Source organism: Roseateles sp. 22389 (assembly GCF_052044995.1).
In the GTDB taxonomy this organism is placed as follows: Bacteria; Pseudomonadota; Gammaproteobacteria; order Burkholderiales; family Burkholderiaceae_C; genus Roseateles.
Genome location: NZ_JBQEOF010000018.1, coordinates 1 through 15,634, shown reverse-complemented (window position 1 = coordinate 15,634; position 15,634 = coordinate 1). Strand labels below are relative to the sequence as shown.

General features: G+C 70.7%; 15 protein-coding genes. 10 read left to right on the top strand and 5 right to left on the bottom strand.

Annotated elements, in window-relative coordinates; translation table 11 throughout:
- Nucleotides 1-26 precede the first annotated feature (26 nt).
- The 7 genes from ACTJKJ_RS21010 to ACTJKJ_RS20980 all read left to right on the top strand — a co-directional run bounded on the left by ACTJKJ_RS21010 (nt 27) and on the right by ACTJKJ_RS20980 (nt 8,986).
- Nucleotides 27-620, top strand: a complete 594-nt coding sequence (locus tag ACTJKJ_RS21010) for a hypothetical protein (protein WP_440821806.1) — start codon at nt 27-29, stop codon at nt 618-620.
- A gap of 192 nt (nt 621-812) precedes the next feature.
- Nucleotides 813-1,820 (top strand): methionine ABC transporter ATP-binding protein, encoded by a 1,008-nt coding sequence (locus ACTJKJ_RS21005; protein ID WP_440821804.1) that lies wholly within the window; start codon nt 813-815, stop codon nt 1,818-1,820.
- Nucleotides 1,817-2,500, top strand: coding sequence for a methionine ABC transporter permease (locus tag ACTJKJ_RS21000; protein ID WP_440821802.1), 684 nt, complete (start codon nt 1,817-1,819; stop codon nt 2,498-2,500). The genes ACTJKJ_RS21005 and ACTJKJ_RS21000 overlap by 4 nt, the downstream gene beginning before the upstream one ends.
- Before the next feature lie 95 nt (nt 2,501-2,595).
- Nucleotides 2,596-3,378 carry a MetQ/NlpA family ABC transporter substrate-binding protein gene (locus ACTJKJ_RS20995; RefSeq protein ID WP_183484041.1) on the top strand — a complete coding sequence of 261 codons (783 nt, stop codon included), beginning with the start codon at nt 2,596-2,598 and terminating at the stop codon, nt 3,376-3,378.
- Nucleotides 3,379-3,555: 177 nt separating this feature from the next.
- Entirely contained in the window at nt 3,556-6,642 is a 3,087-nt protein-coding gene (locus ACTJKJ_RS20990) for an MHYT domain-containing protein (protein ID WP_440821799.1), read from the top strand.
- The gene (locus tag ACTJKJ_RS20985; RefSeq protein WP_091730997.1) at nt 6,639-7,631 is read left to right on the top strand and encodes an HD-GYP domain-containing protein; all 993 of its coding nucleotides are present in this window, start codon (nt 6,639-6,641) and stop codon (nt 7,629-7,631) included. Before ACTJKJ_RS20990 ends, ACTJKJ_RS20985 begins: the two co-directional genes overlap by 4 nt.
- A gap of 107 nt (nt 7,632-7,738) precedes the next feature.
- A complete protein-coding gene (locus tag ACTJKJ_RS20980) occupies nt 7,739-8,986 on the top strand; it encodes a nucleoside recognition domain-containing protein (RefSeq protein WP_440821797.1) in 1,248 nt (415 codons plus the stop codon).
- A gap of 19 nt (nt 8,987-9,005) precedes the next feature.
- On the opposite strand, the gene ACTJKJ_RS20975 is transcribed toward ACTJKJ_RS20980, so the two are convergent.
- The 3 genes from ACTJKJ_RS20975 to ACTJKJ_RS20965 form a co-directional block, all read right to left on the bottom strand.
- Nucleotides 9,006-10,139, bottom strand: coding sequence for a GGDEF domain-containing protein (locus ACTJKJ_RS20975; protein WP_440821795.1), 1,134 nt, complete (start codon nt 10,137-10,139; stop codon nt 9,006-9,008).
- A 78-nt stretch (nt 10,140-10,217) separates the two neighbouring features.
- The gene (locus tag ACTJKJ_RS20970; RefSeq protein ID WP_440821793.1) at nt 10,218-11,003 is read right to left on the bottom strand and encodes a LytR/AlgR family response regulator transcription factor; all 786 of its coding nucleotides are present in this window, start codon (nt 11,001-11,003) and stop codon (nt 10,218-10,220) included.
- Nucleotides 11,004-11,095: 92 nt separating this feature from the next.
- Nucleotides 11,096-12,235: a sensor histidine kinase gene (locus ACTJKJ_RS20965; RefSeq protein ID WP_440821791.1), complete on the bottom strand. Its 1,140-nt coding sequence runs from the start codon at nt 12,233-12,235 to the stop codon at nt 11,096-11,098.
- A gap of 208 nt (nt 12,236-12,443) precedes the next feature.
- On the opposite strand from ACTJKJ_RS20965, the gene ACTJKJ_RS20960 reads away from it, so the two are divergent.
- The 3 genes from ACTJKJ_RS20960 to ACTJKJ_RS20950 all read left to right on the top strand — a co-directional run bounded on the left by ACTJKJ_RS20960 (nt 12,444) and on the right by ACTJKJ_RS20950 (nt 14,868).
- Nucleotides 12,444-12,809, top strand: a complete 366-nt coding sequence (locus ACTJKJ_RS20960) for a YciI family protein (protein ID WP_091730979.1) — start codon at nt 12,444-12,446, stop codon at nt 12,807-12,809.
- Between the two features lie 193 nt (nt 12,810-13,002).
- A complete protein-coding gene (locus ACTJKJ_RS20955) occupies nt 13,003-13,413 on the top strand; it encodes a VOC family protein (protein WP_091730975.1) in 411 nt (136 codons plus the stop codon).
- Nucleotides 13,414-13,563: 150 nt separating this feature from the next.
- Nucleotides 13,564-14,868 (top strand): RNA polymerase sigma factor, encoded by a 1,305-nt coding sequence (locus ACTJKJ_RS20950; RefSeq protein WP_440821789.1) that lies wholly within the window; start codon nt 13,564-13,566, stop codon nt 14,866-14,868.
- 18 nt (nt 14,869-14,886) lie between these two features.
- Here the strand turns inward: ACTJKJ_RS20950 and ACTJKJ_RS20945 are convergent, their stop codons facing one another.
- Complete coding sequence (locus ACTJKJ_RS20945; protein WP_297386623.1) at nt 14,887-15,297, bottom strand: type II toxin-antitoxin system VapC family toxin; 411 nt, start codon at nt 15,295-15,297, stop codon at nt 14,887-14,889.
- Nucleotides 15,284-15,487: a hypothetical protein gene (locus ACTJKJ_RS20940; RefSeq protein ID WP_440821787.1), complete on the bottom strand. Its 204-nt coding sequence runs from the start codon at nt 15,485-15,487 to the stop codon at nt 15,284-15,286. Before ACTJKJ_RS20940 ends, ACTJKJ_RS20945 begins: the two co-directional genes overlap by 14 nt.
- Between the last annotated feature and the right edge of the window lie 147 nt (nt 15,488-15,634).

Genomic DNA, 15,634 nt, shown 5'->3' with positions numbered 1-15,634 from the left:
ATCGGCGGCCGCTTCCTGGAGGCAAGATGCCCGGCATGATCGACCGCCGCCCTGCCCGCCCTCTTCGCTCCATGCCGGCGCTGCTGGCCGCCATGGCCTGCGCGCTGCTGGCGGCCTGCGGCACGCCGGCGCGGCCGCTGGAGTCCTCGCTGACCGACATGGAGTCGCTGCAGCTGCGCTCCTGGCTGAGCCCGCAGTTGCGGCGCAACATCGACCTGCTGCCGGTGAGCGGCGGCCAGGAGACCTCGCGCTGGTGGGGCAGCCGCATCAACGCGATGACGCTGAACCAGACCTACCAGGAATCGCTGCGGCGCCTGGGCCTCATGCCTGACGTGCCCGACACCGGCCGCTACCAGCTGCAGGTTGAGGTGCTGGCGCTGGCGCAGCCGAATGTGCCGGTGCTGCCGGAGGTGGCGATCTCGGTCCGCTACACGCTGACGGAGCGCGCCGCCGACGGCGGCAAGGTGCTCTACCAGCGCACGCTGCGCACGACGCAGAAGGCGGGCGTCGACGACAGCCTGAACCCCTCGGAGCAGCTGCGCATCGCCACCGAGGCCGCGCTGCGCAACAACATCGCGGACCTGATCCGCGACCTCGCGTCCCTTTCACTCCCCGCCTGAGCAACCGGAAACCCCGCCTTCCCGATATAAGAATTCAGCGGAATTCCCACCCCGGCATATGCATATAAGCATTGATTGCTTGCCAACGGCCGGGTTATCCCTAAGCATCACGGCTTTCCGCCCCAAAAAGGCGCATGCCGGCAAAAGGTCCCGAAACGGCGGCCAGCTGGCGCGAGCGTCCGTCTTTCGTCCGTGATCGAACTCCAACAGCTGCACAAATCCTATGAGGTCGAGGGGCGCCGCGTGCCGGCGCTCCAAGGAATCGACCTGCGGTTGGAACCGGGAGAAGTGTTCGGAATCATCGGCGCCTCGGGCGCCGGCAAGAGCACGCTGCTGCGGGTGATCAACCTGCTGGAGCGCCCGGACAGCGGCCGCGTGGTGGTGGCCGGCCAGGACCTGCAGGCGCTGGACGCGGCCGGCCTGCGCGCCGCCCGCCAGAAGATCGCGATGATCTTCCAGCACTTCAACCTGCTGAGCTCGCGCACCGTCGCGCAGAACATCGCCTGGCCGCTGCGCATCGCCGGCTGGGAGGCCGCGCGCATCGCGCCGCGCGTGCAGCAGCTGCTCGCCCGCGTCGGCCTGTCCGACCAGGCGGACAAGTATCCGGCCCAGCTCTCCGGCGGCCAGAAGCAGCGCGTCGGCATCGCCCGCGCGCTGGCGCTGGACCCGCAGGTGCTGCTCTGCGACGAGGCCACCAGCGCCCTCGACCCCGAAACCACCCGCTCGATCCTGGACCTGCTCGCCGAGCTCAACGAGGAGCTGAAGCTGAGCATCGTGCTGATCACCCACGAGATGGACGTGGTGCGCCGCGTCTGCGACCGCGTCGCGGTGCTGGAAGGCGGCCGCATCGTCGAGCTCGGCCCCGTGGCGCAGGTCTTCCTGCATCCGCGCTCGGACACGGCGCGGCGTTTCGTGCTGGCGGCCGAGCATGTCGACGAGGGCGAGCAGCGCGACGACTACGCGCATGTCGCCGGCAGCCTGTGGCGCCTGACCTTCTTCGGCGAGCGCACCTACGAGCCGCTGCTGGGCGAGGTCGCCCGGCGCGCGAACCTGGATTTCGGCATCCTGGCCGGCCGCATCGACCGCATCAAGCGGCAGCCCTACGGCCAGCTGACCATCGCCGTCAGCGGCGGCGATCGCCAGGCCGCCCGCCAGCTGCTGGCCGAGCGCGGCGTGCAGGTCGAGGAGCTGCGCGCATGAGCGTCACCCCCTCGCTGATCGAGACCCTGCGGAGCATCGACTGGCCCGAGATCGCCACCGCCAGCGGCGACACGCTGCTGATGCTGGGCGGTTCGCTGCTCTTCACCGCGCTGCTGGGCCTGCCGCTGGGCATCGCCCTGTACCTGTTCGACCGCGGCCGGCTGGTGTCCTCGCCCCGGCTGTACGCGCTGCTGTCGCTGGTGGTGAACGTGCTGCGCTCGCTGCCGTTCGTGATCCTGCTGATCGTGCTGATCCCGTTCACGCTGCTGGTGACCGGCACCTCGCTGGGCGTGGCCGGCGCGATCCCGCCGCTGGTCGTCGGCGCAACGCCCTTCCTGGCCCGGCTGGTGGAAACCGCGCTGCGCGGCGTCGACCGCGGCATCGTCGAGGCCGGCCTGGCCATGGGCGCCAGCACCCGCCAGATCGTCGTCCAGGCACTGCTGCCCGAGGCGCTGCCCGGCATCGTCTCGGCGCTCACCGTCACCGCGATCACGCTGGTCGGCTACACGGCCATGTCGGGCGTCATCGGCGGAGGCGGCCTGGGCGACCTGGCGATCCGCTTCGGCTACCAGCGTTTCCAGACCGAGGTCATGGTCGTGACCGTGGTGCTGCTGCTGGTGCTGGTGCAACTGCTGCAGATGCTGGGCGACTGGCTGGTGACCCGCGTGTCGCACCGCTGAGCCCGTCCGGCATCGACCAGACCCCGCCTCCCCCTTTTCAGCGCCGATCGCCCCAAGCAGGCGAGCGGCATCATTCCTCAGAGGAGTTTGCAAGCATGAAGAAGCTGTTCGCCGCCACCGTCGCGGCCCTGTCGCTGGCCACCGCCGGCACCGCCTCCGCCGAGAAGCTGAGCGTCGCCGCCACCGCGGTGCCGCACGCCGAGATCCTGAACCTGGTCAAGCCGGAGCTGGCCAAGCAGGGCGTGGAGCTCGAGGTCAAGGTCTTCACCGACTACGTCCAGCCCAACGTGCAGGTGGCCGAGAAGCGCCTGGACGCCAATTTCTTCCAGCACAAGCCCTACCTGAACGAGTTCAACAAGGGCAAGGGCACGCGGCTGGTGGCCGTCGCGGCGGTGCATGTGGAGCCGTTCGGCGCCTATTCGACCAAGCACAAAACGCTGGCCGCGCTGCCCGAGGGCGGCACCGTCGCGATCCCCAACGATCCGACCAACGGCGGCCGCGCGCTGCTGCTGCTGGACAAGGCCGGCGTGATCAAGCTCAAGGACAAGGCCAACATCCTGGCGACGACCAAGGACATCGCCGACAACCCCAAGAAGCTGAAGTTCCGTGAGATCGAGGCCGCCACGCTGCCGCGCATCCTGCCGCAGGTGGACCTGGCGCTGATCAACACGAACTACGCGCTGGAGGCGAAGCTGAACCCGGCCAAGGACGCGCTGGCGATCGAGGGCGGCGAGTCGCCCTATGCCAACTGGCTGGTCACCCGCGACGACAACCAGAACGCTCCCGCGGTGAAGAAGCTGGCGGCCGCGCTGCAGAGCGAGGCCGTCAAGCGCTTCATCCAGGCCCAATACAAAGGTGCGGTGGTGCCCGCCTTCTGACGACGGCTGCGGCCAGGATTGATTCCGTACAGCGCCCCGCGATCGCGGGGCGCTTTCATTTGGGCGCTGGATATCGAGGATTTGTGCCGGGCCGCCGTCCCGGCTTCTTGGCACCATGGCGGCCTCCTCCCTTGTCCCTCGGAATGGCGCCGCCAGGATGCCGCTCCTCGCCCGTCCGTGTCCGAACTCTCCGCGGCGCTGCCGCAGTTCTTCCTGCTTCGCGATGGCGCCCCGACGCTGCTGCTCACCGGCCATTACGACGGGGCCCTGGTGCTGCTGTCGCTGGCCGTCGCCTCGCTGACCTCGGCGCTGGCGCTGCAGGTCGCCGGCATGGCCAAGCCGGCCACGGGCTGGCGTCGCCAGTCCATCCTGGCCACGGGCGCGCTGGCATTGGGCGGCGGCATCTGGTCGATGCACTTCATCGGCATGCTGGCCTTCCAGCTGTGCGCGCAGATCGCCTTCAACGCCCACATCACCGCCGCCTCCATGGTCCCGGCGCTGATCGCCTCCTGGGTCGCGCTGGCCCTGCTCTCGCGCCGCGAACTCGACCGCTGGCGCCTGTTCGCCGGCGGCGTGCTGGTCGGCGCCGGCATCGGCGCGATGCACTACACCGGCATGGCGGCGATGGAGATGTCCGCCGCGCTGCGCTACGACCCCGCCTGGTTCGGCGCCTCCATCGTGGTCGCGGTCCTGCTGGCGATGCTCGCGCTGTGGATCCGCTTCGGCCTGGCCGGCCGCCTCAGCCGGCCCTGGGCGATCGCGCTGGGCGGCGTGGTGATGGGCGGCGCCATCGCCGGCATGCATTACACGGCGATGGGCGCCGCGCGCTTCGTCGGCCTGGCCGACGGCCCCTGCAACACCTCGATCGAGAACGCCGGCTGGCTCGCCCTGGCCGTGACCGTGATGGCGCTGGCCATCAGCGCCATCACCGCCGGCGCCAACGGCCTGCTGGTGCTGCGCCGGCTCAACACCGAGCTGGTCGAGGAACGCGGCCGCATGCTGGTGATGGAGACCGCGCTGCGCGACAGCGAGACCAAGTACCGCACCGTGATCGCCAACAGCCCGGGGGTGACCTTCCGCTGCCGCCTGGACGAGAACTGGTCGATGCTGCTGATCAACGACGCCGTCGAGGACCTGACCGGCTGGACCGCCCGCGACTTCCTGGAAGGCCGCCAGCACTTCGCCGCGCTGATCCATCGCCACGACCAGGCGCGGGTGAACGCGGCCGTGGAAACCGCCGTCGCCGCCGACACGCCCTATGCGCTCGAGTACCGCGTCCACACCCGCGACGCCGGCGAGCGCTGGGTCTCCGAGCGCGGCCGCGCGGTGCGCGACGCGCAGGGCGCGCCGCAGTGGATCGACGGCGTGATCCTCGACATCACCGAGCCCAAGCGGCTGCAGCGCCAGCTCGAGGAAGCCAAGGAGCGCGCCGAGTCCGCCGCCGCCGCCAAGAGCGCCTTCCTGGCCAACATGAGCCACGAGATCCGCACGCCGATGAACGCCATCCTCGGCTTCACCGAGCTGCTGCTGGACACCACGCTGACCGAGGCCCAGCGCCGCCACCTGACGACGGTGCGCGGCTCGGCGCGCTCGCTGCTGGCGCTGCTCAACGACATCCTGGACACCGCCAAGCTCGACAAGGGCGCGATGGAGCTGGAGTCGGTCGACTTCTCGCTGCGCACCGTCTGCGAGCAGGCGCTGAACTCGCTGCGGCTGCTGGCGCAGCGCAAAAACCTGGTGCTGCACCTCGATTACCCGTCCGCCGCGCCGCGCTTTTTCCAGGGCGATCCGCTGCGGGTGCAGCAGGTGCTGCTGAACCTGGTCGGCAATGCGATCAAGTTCACCGAGCGCGGCGTGGTCACGCTGCGCATGCGGCACGAAGGCGGCCAGGTCCACCTGGCCGTCGTCGACACCGGCATCGGCATCGCGCCCGACCGGCTGGACCGCATCTTCGACGCCTTCGCGCAGGCCGACGCGTCGACGACGCGCCGCTTCGGCGGCACCGGCCTGGGCACCACCATCTCGCGGCAGCTGGTCGAGCGCATGGGCGGCCGCATCACCGTCGAGAGCGAACTCGGCCAGGGCAGCACCTTCCACGTCTGGCTGCCGCTGCCGGCCGGCAACGCGGCGCTCGCCGAGGCCCAGGCGAGCGAAGCGGCCGTCGCCCTCCCGCCGCTGCGGCTGCTGGTGGCCGACGACGTCGCGCAGAACGGCGAGCTGCTGCAGCTGATCCTGGGCCGCGAGGGGCATCAGGTCACGCTCGCCGCCGACGGGCTGCAGGCGCTGAAGGCCTTCTCCGACGAACGCTTCGACGCGGTGCTGATGGACGTGCACATGCCGGGGTTGGACGGCCTTGGCGCAACGCGGCGGATCCGCAACTTCGAGCATGCGCAGGGCCGCGGCCACACGCCGGTGGTCGCGCTGACGGCCAGCGTGCTGGAGGAAGACCGGCAGGCGGCGCTGGCCGCCGGCATGGACGGCTTCGCGGTCAAGCCGGTGGAGCCGGCCCGGCTGTTCGCCGAACTCGCCCGGGTGCTGGGCCTGTCGCCGGGCCGTGGCGCCGGGGACGCCGGGCCGGCGCCGTCGACGCGCCATGCGGCGGGCCTGGGCCCCGCGGGCCCCGGCACCGAGCCGCTCGACTGGCAGCAGGGGCTGCGGCTGTGGGGCAGCGTCACCGCGTGGCAACGCGGCCTGCGCCGCTTTGCCGAGGAACAGCGCGAAGGCGTCGCGCGGCTGCACCAGCTGACGCAGGCGCGCCAGTGGATCGAACTGCGCGGGCTGGTGCACCGCTGGCGCGGTGTGGCCGGCAGCCTGGCGATGCCGCGGCTGCTCGCCGCCGCGCAGCCGGTCGAGACCGCCCTGCGCCTGGGGCGCGAAGAGGATCTGATGGCGCTGGTCGACACGCTGGCGCTGACGCTGCAGGACACGCTGGACGCGGTCGCGGAGCTGGATGGCCGGCCCTCGGGCTTCGCGGCCAGCGCGCCGATGCCGATGTCGGCCGATCGGCCCGCCGATCCGTCGGCCGAGGCGGCCGCGCGCGACCTGCGCGCCGCGAAGCAGCTGGTGGACCGCCTGGCGGCCGCGCTCAAGCGCAGCGAACTCGACGACGAGTCGCTGAGCGCGCTGCGGCTGGCGCTCGGCGCCGAGGCGCTGGGGCCCTTGACGCGCGCGCTGGACGACTTCGACTTCGACGCCGCCCTGCTGCTGCTGCAGTCGCTGCGCACCCGGCTAAGCACGCCGAATGCCCCGCAAGGCCTGTCGTGAACGCCGATCACCGTCCCAAGCTGCTGCTCGTCGACGACGAGCCCGCCAACCTGCAGGTCCTGCGGCATGTGCTGCAGGACGACTACCGGCTGCTGTTCGCCCGCGACGGCCAGAAGGCCCTGGAGCTCGCGAAGAGCGAGGCGCCGCAGCTGATCCTGCTGGACATCATGATGCCGGGGCTCTCCGGGCTGGATGTCTGCCGCGTGCTCAAGTCGCAGCCGGCGACGCGGCGCACGCCGGTGATCTTCGTCACCGCGCTGGCCGACACCAGCGACGAGACCGAGGGCTTCGAGGCCGGCGCGGTCGACTACATCACCAAGCCGGTCAGCCCGCCGGTGGTGCGGGCGCGGGTGCGGACCCACCTGTCGCTGGTGCGCGCGGACGAACTGCGCGAGACCCGGCTGCAGATCGTGCAGCGCCTGGGCCGCGCCGCCGAGTACAAGGACAACGAGACCGGCTGGCACGTCGTGCGGATGAGCCACTACGCCCAGCTGCTGGCGCTGGCGGCCGGCTGGACCGACCAGGACGCCGACGACCTGCTGCATGCCGCGCCCATGCATGACGTCGGCAAGCTCGGCATCCCGGACGCGATCCTGCAGAAGCCGGGTCCGCTGACCGAGGCGGAATGGATGGTGATGCGCCGCCATCCGGCCATCGGCGCCGAGATCCTGGGCGATCAGGCGACCGGCCTGCTCGGCATGGCGCGGCGCATCGCGCTGGCCCATCACGAGAAATGGGACGGCAGCGGTTATCCCGAAGGCCTGGCCGGGGAGTCCATCCCGCAGGACGCCCGCATCGTCGCGATCGCCGACGTCTTCGACGCGCTGACCAGCATCCGCCCCTACAAGCCGGCCTGGCCGGTGGAGCAGGCGGTGGCGCACCTGCGCGCGCAGGCCGGCCGACACTTCGATCCGGCGCTGGTGGAGCTGTTCATCGGCGTGCTGCCGCAGGTGCTGGAGGTGCGGGACCGCTTCCTGGAGGAAGGCTAGGCCCCGCGGCCGGTTATGGCCGCCCGCCAGATCGTGATGCTCGCATTCCCGCAACACCGAGCGTGCGCAGCGCCCGGCATCGCCGCGGCCCGGAATAATCCGCGCCCATGGTGCTGAACTTCATCTGGATCGGGTTCTTCCTGATCGGCTTCGCGGTCGCGCTGGCGCGGCTGTTCCAGGGCGACCTGACCATCTTCACGCAGGTGCTGACCGGCATCTTCGACACCGCCAAGACCGGCTTCGACATCTCGCTCGGCCTGGTCGGCGTGATGAGCCTGTGGCTGGGCCTGATGAAGGTCGGCGAGACCGCCGGCGTGATCCAGCTCTTCGCCCGCGCGATGGGACCGTTCTTCGCGAGGATCTTCCCCGAGGTGCCGCGCGGCCATCCGGCCGGGGGCTCGATGGTGATGAACTTCTCGGCCAACATGCTCGGGCTGGACAACGCCGCTACGCCGCTCGGGCTCAAGGCGATGAAGGAGCTGCAGGAGCTGAATCCGCGGAAGGACACCGCGTCGAACGCGATGATCATGTTCCTGGTGCTGAACACCGCCGGCATCACGCTGATCCCGACTTCGGTGATCGCGATCCGCCAGGCGATGGCGGTGGACCAGGGCCTGGTCGGCTTCAACGCCGCGGACATCTTCCTGCCCACGCTGATCGCGACCTTCATCTCCTTCATGTCGGGCCTGGTCGCGGTGGCATGGGTGCAGCGCATCAACCTGTTCAGCGCGCCGGTGCTGGTGTTCGTCGGCGGCTTCATCGCGATCATGGCCGCGGTCTTCGGCTGGCTGCACAGCTATCCGCCGGAGCTGATGTCCAGGTACATCGGGCTGCTGGGCAGCGGCGTGATCCTGAGCATCATCGTGATGTTCATCGCGGTCGGCGCCTGGCGCCGGATCAACGTCTACGAGGCTTTCGTCGAGGGCGCCAAGGAAGGCTTCGGCGTCGCGGTGCAGATCATTCCCTACCTGATCGCGATCCTGGTGGCGATCTCGGTGTTCCGCACGACGGGCTGCATGGACTTCGTCGTCCAGGGCATCGCCGCGGGCGTGGCGGCGCTGGGCCTGCCCACCGACTTCGTGCCGGCGCTGCCGGTCGGGCTGATGAAGACGCTGTCGGGCAGCGGCGCGCGCGGCCTGATGGTGGACGTGCTCAAGACCTATGGCGTGGACAGCTTCGAGGGCAAGCTCGCCGCGATCATCCAGGGCTCGACCGAGACGACCTTCTACGTGCTGGCCGTCTACTTCGGCAGCGTCAACATCAAGAAGACGCGTTATGCGCTGAGCTGCGGCCTGCTCGCCGATGCGGTGGGCCTGGTCGGCGCGATCCTGGTGGGCTACTGGTTCTTCAAGTGAGCTGCGCGACGGGCGCGCCTCACTCCACCCGGTTGCGCCCGTTGGCCTTGGCGCGATAGAGCGCCGCGTCGGCGCGCGCGAGCAGCGCGTCCAGGCTGGTGTCCCCGGGCTGCGCCCAGGCCACGCCCAGGCTGGCCGAGCAGGGCGGGATGCCGGGCTCCGGCGCATGCGCGGCCAGCGCGGCGCGCACGCGCTCGGCCGAGGCCCGCGCCGCCTCGGCGTCGGTGGACGGCAGCAGGATCACGAACTCCTCGCCGCCATAACGACCCAGCCGGTCGTTCACCCGCAGTTCCCCGCGCATCGCCGCCACCGCGCCGCTCAGCACCCGGTCGCCGGCCTGGTGGCCGTGCCGGTCGTTGACCTGCTTGAAGTGGTCGATGTCCAGCAGCACCAGCGACAGCGGCTGGCCGTAGCGACGCCAGCGGTCGAATTCCTCGCCGCCGGCCTCCAGCACCGCGCGGCGCGTCAGCGCGCCGGTCAGCGCGTCGCGGGTGGCGAGCAGCTCGAATTCCTCGCGCACCCGCTCGCTGGCCATCAGCAGGACGCCCACGCTCAGCAGCAGCACGCTGAAGCAGTAGCTGGCGATGTAGGCGGTCTGCACCGTCGTCATCGCGAAGCGCGAGGACTGCGCGCCGTCCACCCAGAAGCTCGCCAGGCCGCGGCCGACCAGCACGGCGGCCTGCAGCAGCAGCGTGCCCGCGATCAGGCGCGCGGCGAAGCCGCGGCCGTCGCGCAGGACCAACCGCGCGTGCGCCAGTACGCAGGCCGTCATCGTCCCGGTGAACACGACCATGCGCACGCGGTAGTCGGGCCGGATCAGGAACCAGGTCAGCACCGCCAGGCTCAGCAGCGCGATCGCGCCCCACAGCCGCCAGCTCACCGGCCGGCCGAAGAAGCGCTGCGAGCCGAAATAGAAGAGCCCGCAGCCCGTCAGCAGCAGCGCGTTGCCGGTCTGCGCGACGACGAATTCGGGCCACAGCCCCTGCAGCGCGTACACGCCGGCGGCGAAGGCGCAGGTCATCGGCGCCATCGCCCAGGGCCGCAGCCCGTGGATCGTCGACGGATAGTTGCGCCGCACCCCGAGCAGCACCAGCCCCAGGACCGCCGCCATCAGCGCGGTCATGACGGTGATCGAGCGGGGATCGAGCTGCATGAGGCCGGCAGTGTAGGCGGCGCCGATGACAGGCGGGCCGCCGCTGGCCGGTCGCGGGCGCGGTGCGCGCCCCGCCGTTCACATCGACCGGAAGAGGTGGACGTAGGCGCGGCTGACCGGCAGCTCGCTCGCATGCCCGCGCACGCGGACGAACAGCCGGCTCAGTTCGTCGCGCCGCGTGCCGGCCACATGGTCCAGGTTGACGATGGTCGAGCGATGCACCTGCCAGAAGCGCTCGCCGTCCAGCTGCGCGACCAGCTCGTGGATCGGCGTGCGGATCAGGTATTCGGCCTCGGCGGTCTGGACGCAGGTGTACTTGTCGTCGGCGCGGAAGAACAGCACCTCGTCGACGCAGACCTGGTGCATCAGGTCGCCCTGCGTCGCGCGGACCCAGCGCAGCGGGCCGGCGGGCCGGGCCCCGCCGCCCGCGGGCGCGTGCAGCGTTCGCAGCGCCGCCAGCAGCCGGGCGTCGAGCGCCGCGTCGGCGTCCGCCCCCGGCTTCGCGAGCGCGCGCCGGATGCGCTCGACCGTGCGGCCCAGCCGCTCCGGCTCCACCGGCTTGAGCACGTAGTCGATCGCTTCCTGCTCGAAGGCCTGCACCGCGTACTGGTCATAGGCGGTGACGAAGACGACGCGGGTCGCGCCCTCGATGCCCTCGGCGACTTCCAGGCCGGTCAGGCCCGGCATCTGGATGTCGAGGAAGGCCAGGTCCGGCCGCAGCGCGGCGATCCGCTCGGCCGCCTCCGAGCCGTTGCGGGCGACGTGGACGACATTCAGCTCGGGCCAGACGGCGGCCAGCTGCGCGGCGAGCGCGCGGGCCAGGTGGGGTTCGTCGTCGGCGATCAGGGCGGTGGGTGCGGTCATGGTCGGGAGGGGCGGATGGAAGGGAGCGAAGGACGGAGCGAATGAGGGCGGCAGGGCAGTGGCGGTGGCGGTGGCGGTGGCGGTGGCGACGTTCAGCCGTCCAGCGGCACGCGCAGCGTGACGAGGCATCCCGGCTCGGCGGCCACCAGGTCCAGCGAGGCACGGTCGCCGTAATGCGTCATCAAGCGCTCGCGCAGGTTGGACAGGGCGATGCCGTTGCCCGCGCGGCGCGACGCGCCCGGCCCCACACCGTCGTCCCGGACCTCGACAACCAGGAAGCCGGCGCGCAGCGCCGCATCGACCTGGACCGTCCCGCCGTCGATCTTCGGCTCCAGGCCGTGGTGCACCGCGTTCTCCACCAGCGGCTGCAGCAGCATCGGCGGCAGCATCACCGCGCGGGCCTCAGGGGTGGCACGGACCTCGAAGCGCAGCCGGTCCTCCATGCGCGTGCGCAACACCGTCAGGTAGGCCTCGGCCAGCGCGAGCTCGTCCTCCAGCGGGCCGGTCTCGCGCCGCAGGCCACCGAGCGAGGCCCGCAGGTAGGCGGTGAAGGCTCCCAGCATGTCCTTGGCCTTGGCCGCGTCGTAATCGATCAGCGAGTGGACGTTGGCCAGCGTGTTGAACAGGAAATGCGGCTCGATCTGGCCCTGCAGCAGGCGCAGCTGGGCCTCGGTGGCGCGGCGCTCGGCCTTGAGCTGGCGGTTCTTCGACGCGAACCAGTGATGCAGCACGAAGGTGATGCCCAGCGACAGCACCGAGGTGATGCCGATGACCTTGCCGCCCTGCGCCCAGTCCAGCCGGACCCAGGAGGTGAGCCCCGCCAGCCACATGCCGGGCAGCCAGCCGATCACGGTGCCGAGGATGGGCACGCCGGAGAAGAACAGCGTGCGGCGCCAGTCGCCCCATTGGCGGATGCGGGCGCGGCCGCCCAGGCGCGGCGTCAGGATCGCGAACAGGACCTGGATGACCACGCCGATGGTGAGGCACACCGTCAGGTTCTTCCCGTACCACCATCCCCAGAGGCGCAGGTCGAACCAGTCCACCACCCGGAAGTTCATGACGAACCCCAGCACGGTGAAGCCGGCCGAGAGCGCGGCGCAGAAGACCAGGGTCCAGATCCATTGCATCCAGGCGGGGCCGCTGGGCTGGACATCGTTGCTGATCCAGGCATGCCAGGAGGCACGCAGGCGACGGGCATCGCGCCAGAGCGGTCGGGACGGGGCGGGAGTCATGCGCTGCAGTGTAGGAAGCGGTCGCCCGGCACCCGCCCGGGGAAACGACGGATCGACAGTCCGCTGGATGGATCGACGGCCGGCGGCGCGGACGACCGCCCCGGCGCCGCCGATGCCCCTGACCTTCGGCTGGACATCCGGTCCATGGTGTCCAATAGCCCGCTGACCCGCCTCCCCGGCATTTCGCCCGCATCCCACGGAGACCCGCATGAGCTACATCCTGCTGATCAACGAACCTGTCGGCCAACGCGAGGCGCGCACGCCGGAAGAGGGCCGCGAGGCCTATGCGCGCATGACCGCCTTCGCCGGCCAGTTGCAGGCGCAAGGCCTGCTGCAGGCGGCGCAGTCGCTGCAGTCGGTCAACGGCTCGACCCGCGTCGCCAAGCGCGACGGCCGCATGACGACGATCGACGGCCCCTTCGCCGAGGCCAAGGAGATGGTCGGCGGCTTCTTCTGGCTGAACGTGAAGACCCGCGAGGAGGCGCTGGCGATCGCCCGCGAATGCCCAGCCGCCGAATGGTGCACGGTGGAAGTGCGCTCGCTGGTGCCCTGCTACGAGGAATCGAAGGCCTGAGGGCGCGTCGGGACAGCTCGTCCCGGTTTTTCTCGTTGATCGTGTCGAGACCTGTCGAAACCGGCGGGCCTGGGCCGTCGTGCCAGTGTGGACGCCTCGGAAGGACCGGGGCGCCGCCCGCCGGAGGGCACGATGCGACCGCTTCTTCACCCGCTCGGGCTCGACCCCCTCACCCCGCTTCAGGACAAGCACCATGCGCCACAAACAAATCTTCGTGAACCTGCCCGTCAAGGACGTCGAGCGCAGCAAGCGCTTCTACAGCGCGATGGGTTACGAATTCAACCCGCAGTTCTCCAACGAGCAGGCGCTGTCGATGGTCATCTCGGACGACATCTACGCGATGCTGCTGGTCGAGGAGTTCTTCCAGACCTTCACGCCGCGCAAGATCTCGGACGCGCACACCACGACCGAAGTGCTGACCTGCCTGTCCTGCGAGAGCAAGGCGCAGGTGGACGAGCTGATCGCCAAGGCCCGGGCCGCCGGCGGCACCGTGCCGCGCGAGCCGCAGGACATGGGCTTCATGTACTCCCAGGCCTATGCCGACCCGGACGGGCACATCTGGGAGCTGATGTACATGGACATCACGCAGTTCCCCGGCGCCTGAGTCCCTGCGGGCACCGCCGGGCGGCGACATCGCCGTCCCCGCCGAAGCCTGCGGTCCGGCGCCCGGCTGCATGCCCGTCAGGCGCGGCACGCGCGGCAGGTGCGGCATGCGGAGCGGCATCCCCGCCGCCCAGGCCGTACGATCGCGCGCATGACCGACGAGACCCATCGCGCGATCACCACCGTCTGGCGGCAGGAGTCCGCCAAGATCATCGGTGCCCTGTCACGGCTGACCCGCGACGTGTCGCTGGCGGAGGAGCTGGCGCAGGACGCGCTGGTGGCCGCGCTGGAGACTTGGCCGAGGCAGGGCCTGCCCGACAAGCCGGCGGCCTGGCTGATGACCACCGCCAAGCACCGGGCGCTGGACCGGCTGCGCCATGTGAAGCTCAGCGGCGACAAGCTCGAGCAGCTGGGGCATGAGCTCGATGCGCGCGAGGCGATGATCGTGCCGGACTTCGTCGACGACCTGGACGACGAGCGCGCCGCGCGGGAGATCGGCGACGACGTGCTGCGGCTGATGTTCTGCGCCTGCCACCCGGTGCTGGGGCTGGAGGCGCGGGTGGCGCTGACCCTGAAGATGGTGGCCGGCCTGACGACCGGCGAGATCGCCCGCGCCTACCTGCAGTCGGAGCCGACGGTGGCGCAGCGGCTGGTCCGCGCCAAGCGCACGCTGGGCGAGGCGAACGTGCCCTTCGAGCTGCCGCGCGGCGAGGCCCTGACCGGCCGCCTGGCGGCGGTGCTGGAGGTGCTCTACCTGATCTTCAACGAGGGCTACGCCGCCACCAGCGGCGAGCGCTGGATCCGTCAGGACCTGTGCGACGAGGCGCTGCGGCTGGCGCGGATGCTGGTGCGGCTGGCGCCGCGCGAGGGCGAGGTCCACGGGCTGCTGGCGCTGATGGAACTGCAGGCCTCGCGGGCCTCGGCGCGCGTCGATGCGCAGGGGCAGCCGGTGCTGCTGCTGGAGCAGGACCGGTCGACCTGGGACCAGGGATCGATCGAGCGGGGGCTGGCGGCGCTGGCGACCGCCGAGCGACTGGCCGCCGAGCCCGGGGACGACGAGGGTGCCGGCGAGGGTCCGGGGCCATACGCGCTGCAGGCGGCGATCGCGGCCTGCCACGCGCGGGCCCGGCGCGCCGAGGACACCGACTGGCCGCGCATCGCCGCGCTCTACGAGGTGCTGGCGATCCGGCAGCCGTCGCCGGTGGTGGAGCTGAACCGCGCGGTGGCGCTGTCGATGGCCTTCGGGCCGGCGGTCGGTCTGGAGATCGTCGACCAGCTGATGGAGGAGCCGGCGCTGAAGCAGTACCCCTGGCTGCCGAGCGTGCGTGCGGACCTGCTCGCCAGGCTGGGACGCAATGCCGAGGCGAAAGAGGAATTCGAGCGCGCCGCCGCGATGACCGCCAATGCGCGGGAACGGGAGCTGTTGCTCCGGCGGGCGAGGGAGCAGGGGCACTGAGGGCCCGGGCCTCGACGGTCAGAAGATCGGGACATTCAATCGCGCGGCCGCGGCACGCAGCCCCTTGTCCATCGTGGCGATCGCGGCGCCCGTGTCGATCGCCAGCGACAGGTAGTGGGCGTCATACCCCTGGACGTTGGCCTCCAACGCAAACAGCGCCCGGTCGGACATCGTCTTGCGTTGCTTGAGCAGGCCCACGGCGTGCTGCTCGATCAGGTCGGCGGCACTGCGCAGCCGGCTCTTGCTCCAGCGCTCGCGCCGACTGCGCTTGAGCAGCGCATGACAACACTCGTCCGGCATGATCACCGGCGCGATCAGCGAGCGCGGCACCATGCGCCCCAAGGTGGACACGCGCTCGCCATACACCTCATCCTCCTTCGAATGAGGCGCGACCCAGCTGATGGCGACACAGGCATCAACGACGACCATGGGACCGACGTCCTTCGCGAATCCAGTCGGCGGAGCTTTTCTCCCCCGGCGGGAGCGGCCGTTGCATGTCTGGATGGGCGGCGACGTAGGCCGCCATGCGCTCCGCCAGATCGGGCGGCGGGAGACCCTCGCCCATCCATTCAAAGTCGTCGACCGAATACTGGCACGTGCTGCGCGGCGATTCATTCATGGGAACTTCCTTTCTCAAAGTTCCAGCACGACGTCGTGGCGACATCCATGGCGTCGCGCTGGAGAAGAAAGTCTAGGCATCGACCGCACCGGTCGACCTTCACCCACGGCGCGTTTTCGGCGAAACCGCCACGCAGGTTCTTGTGTA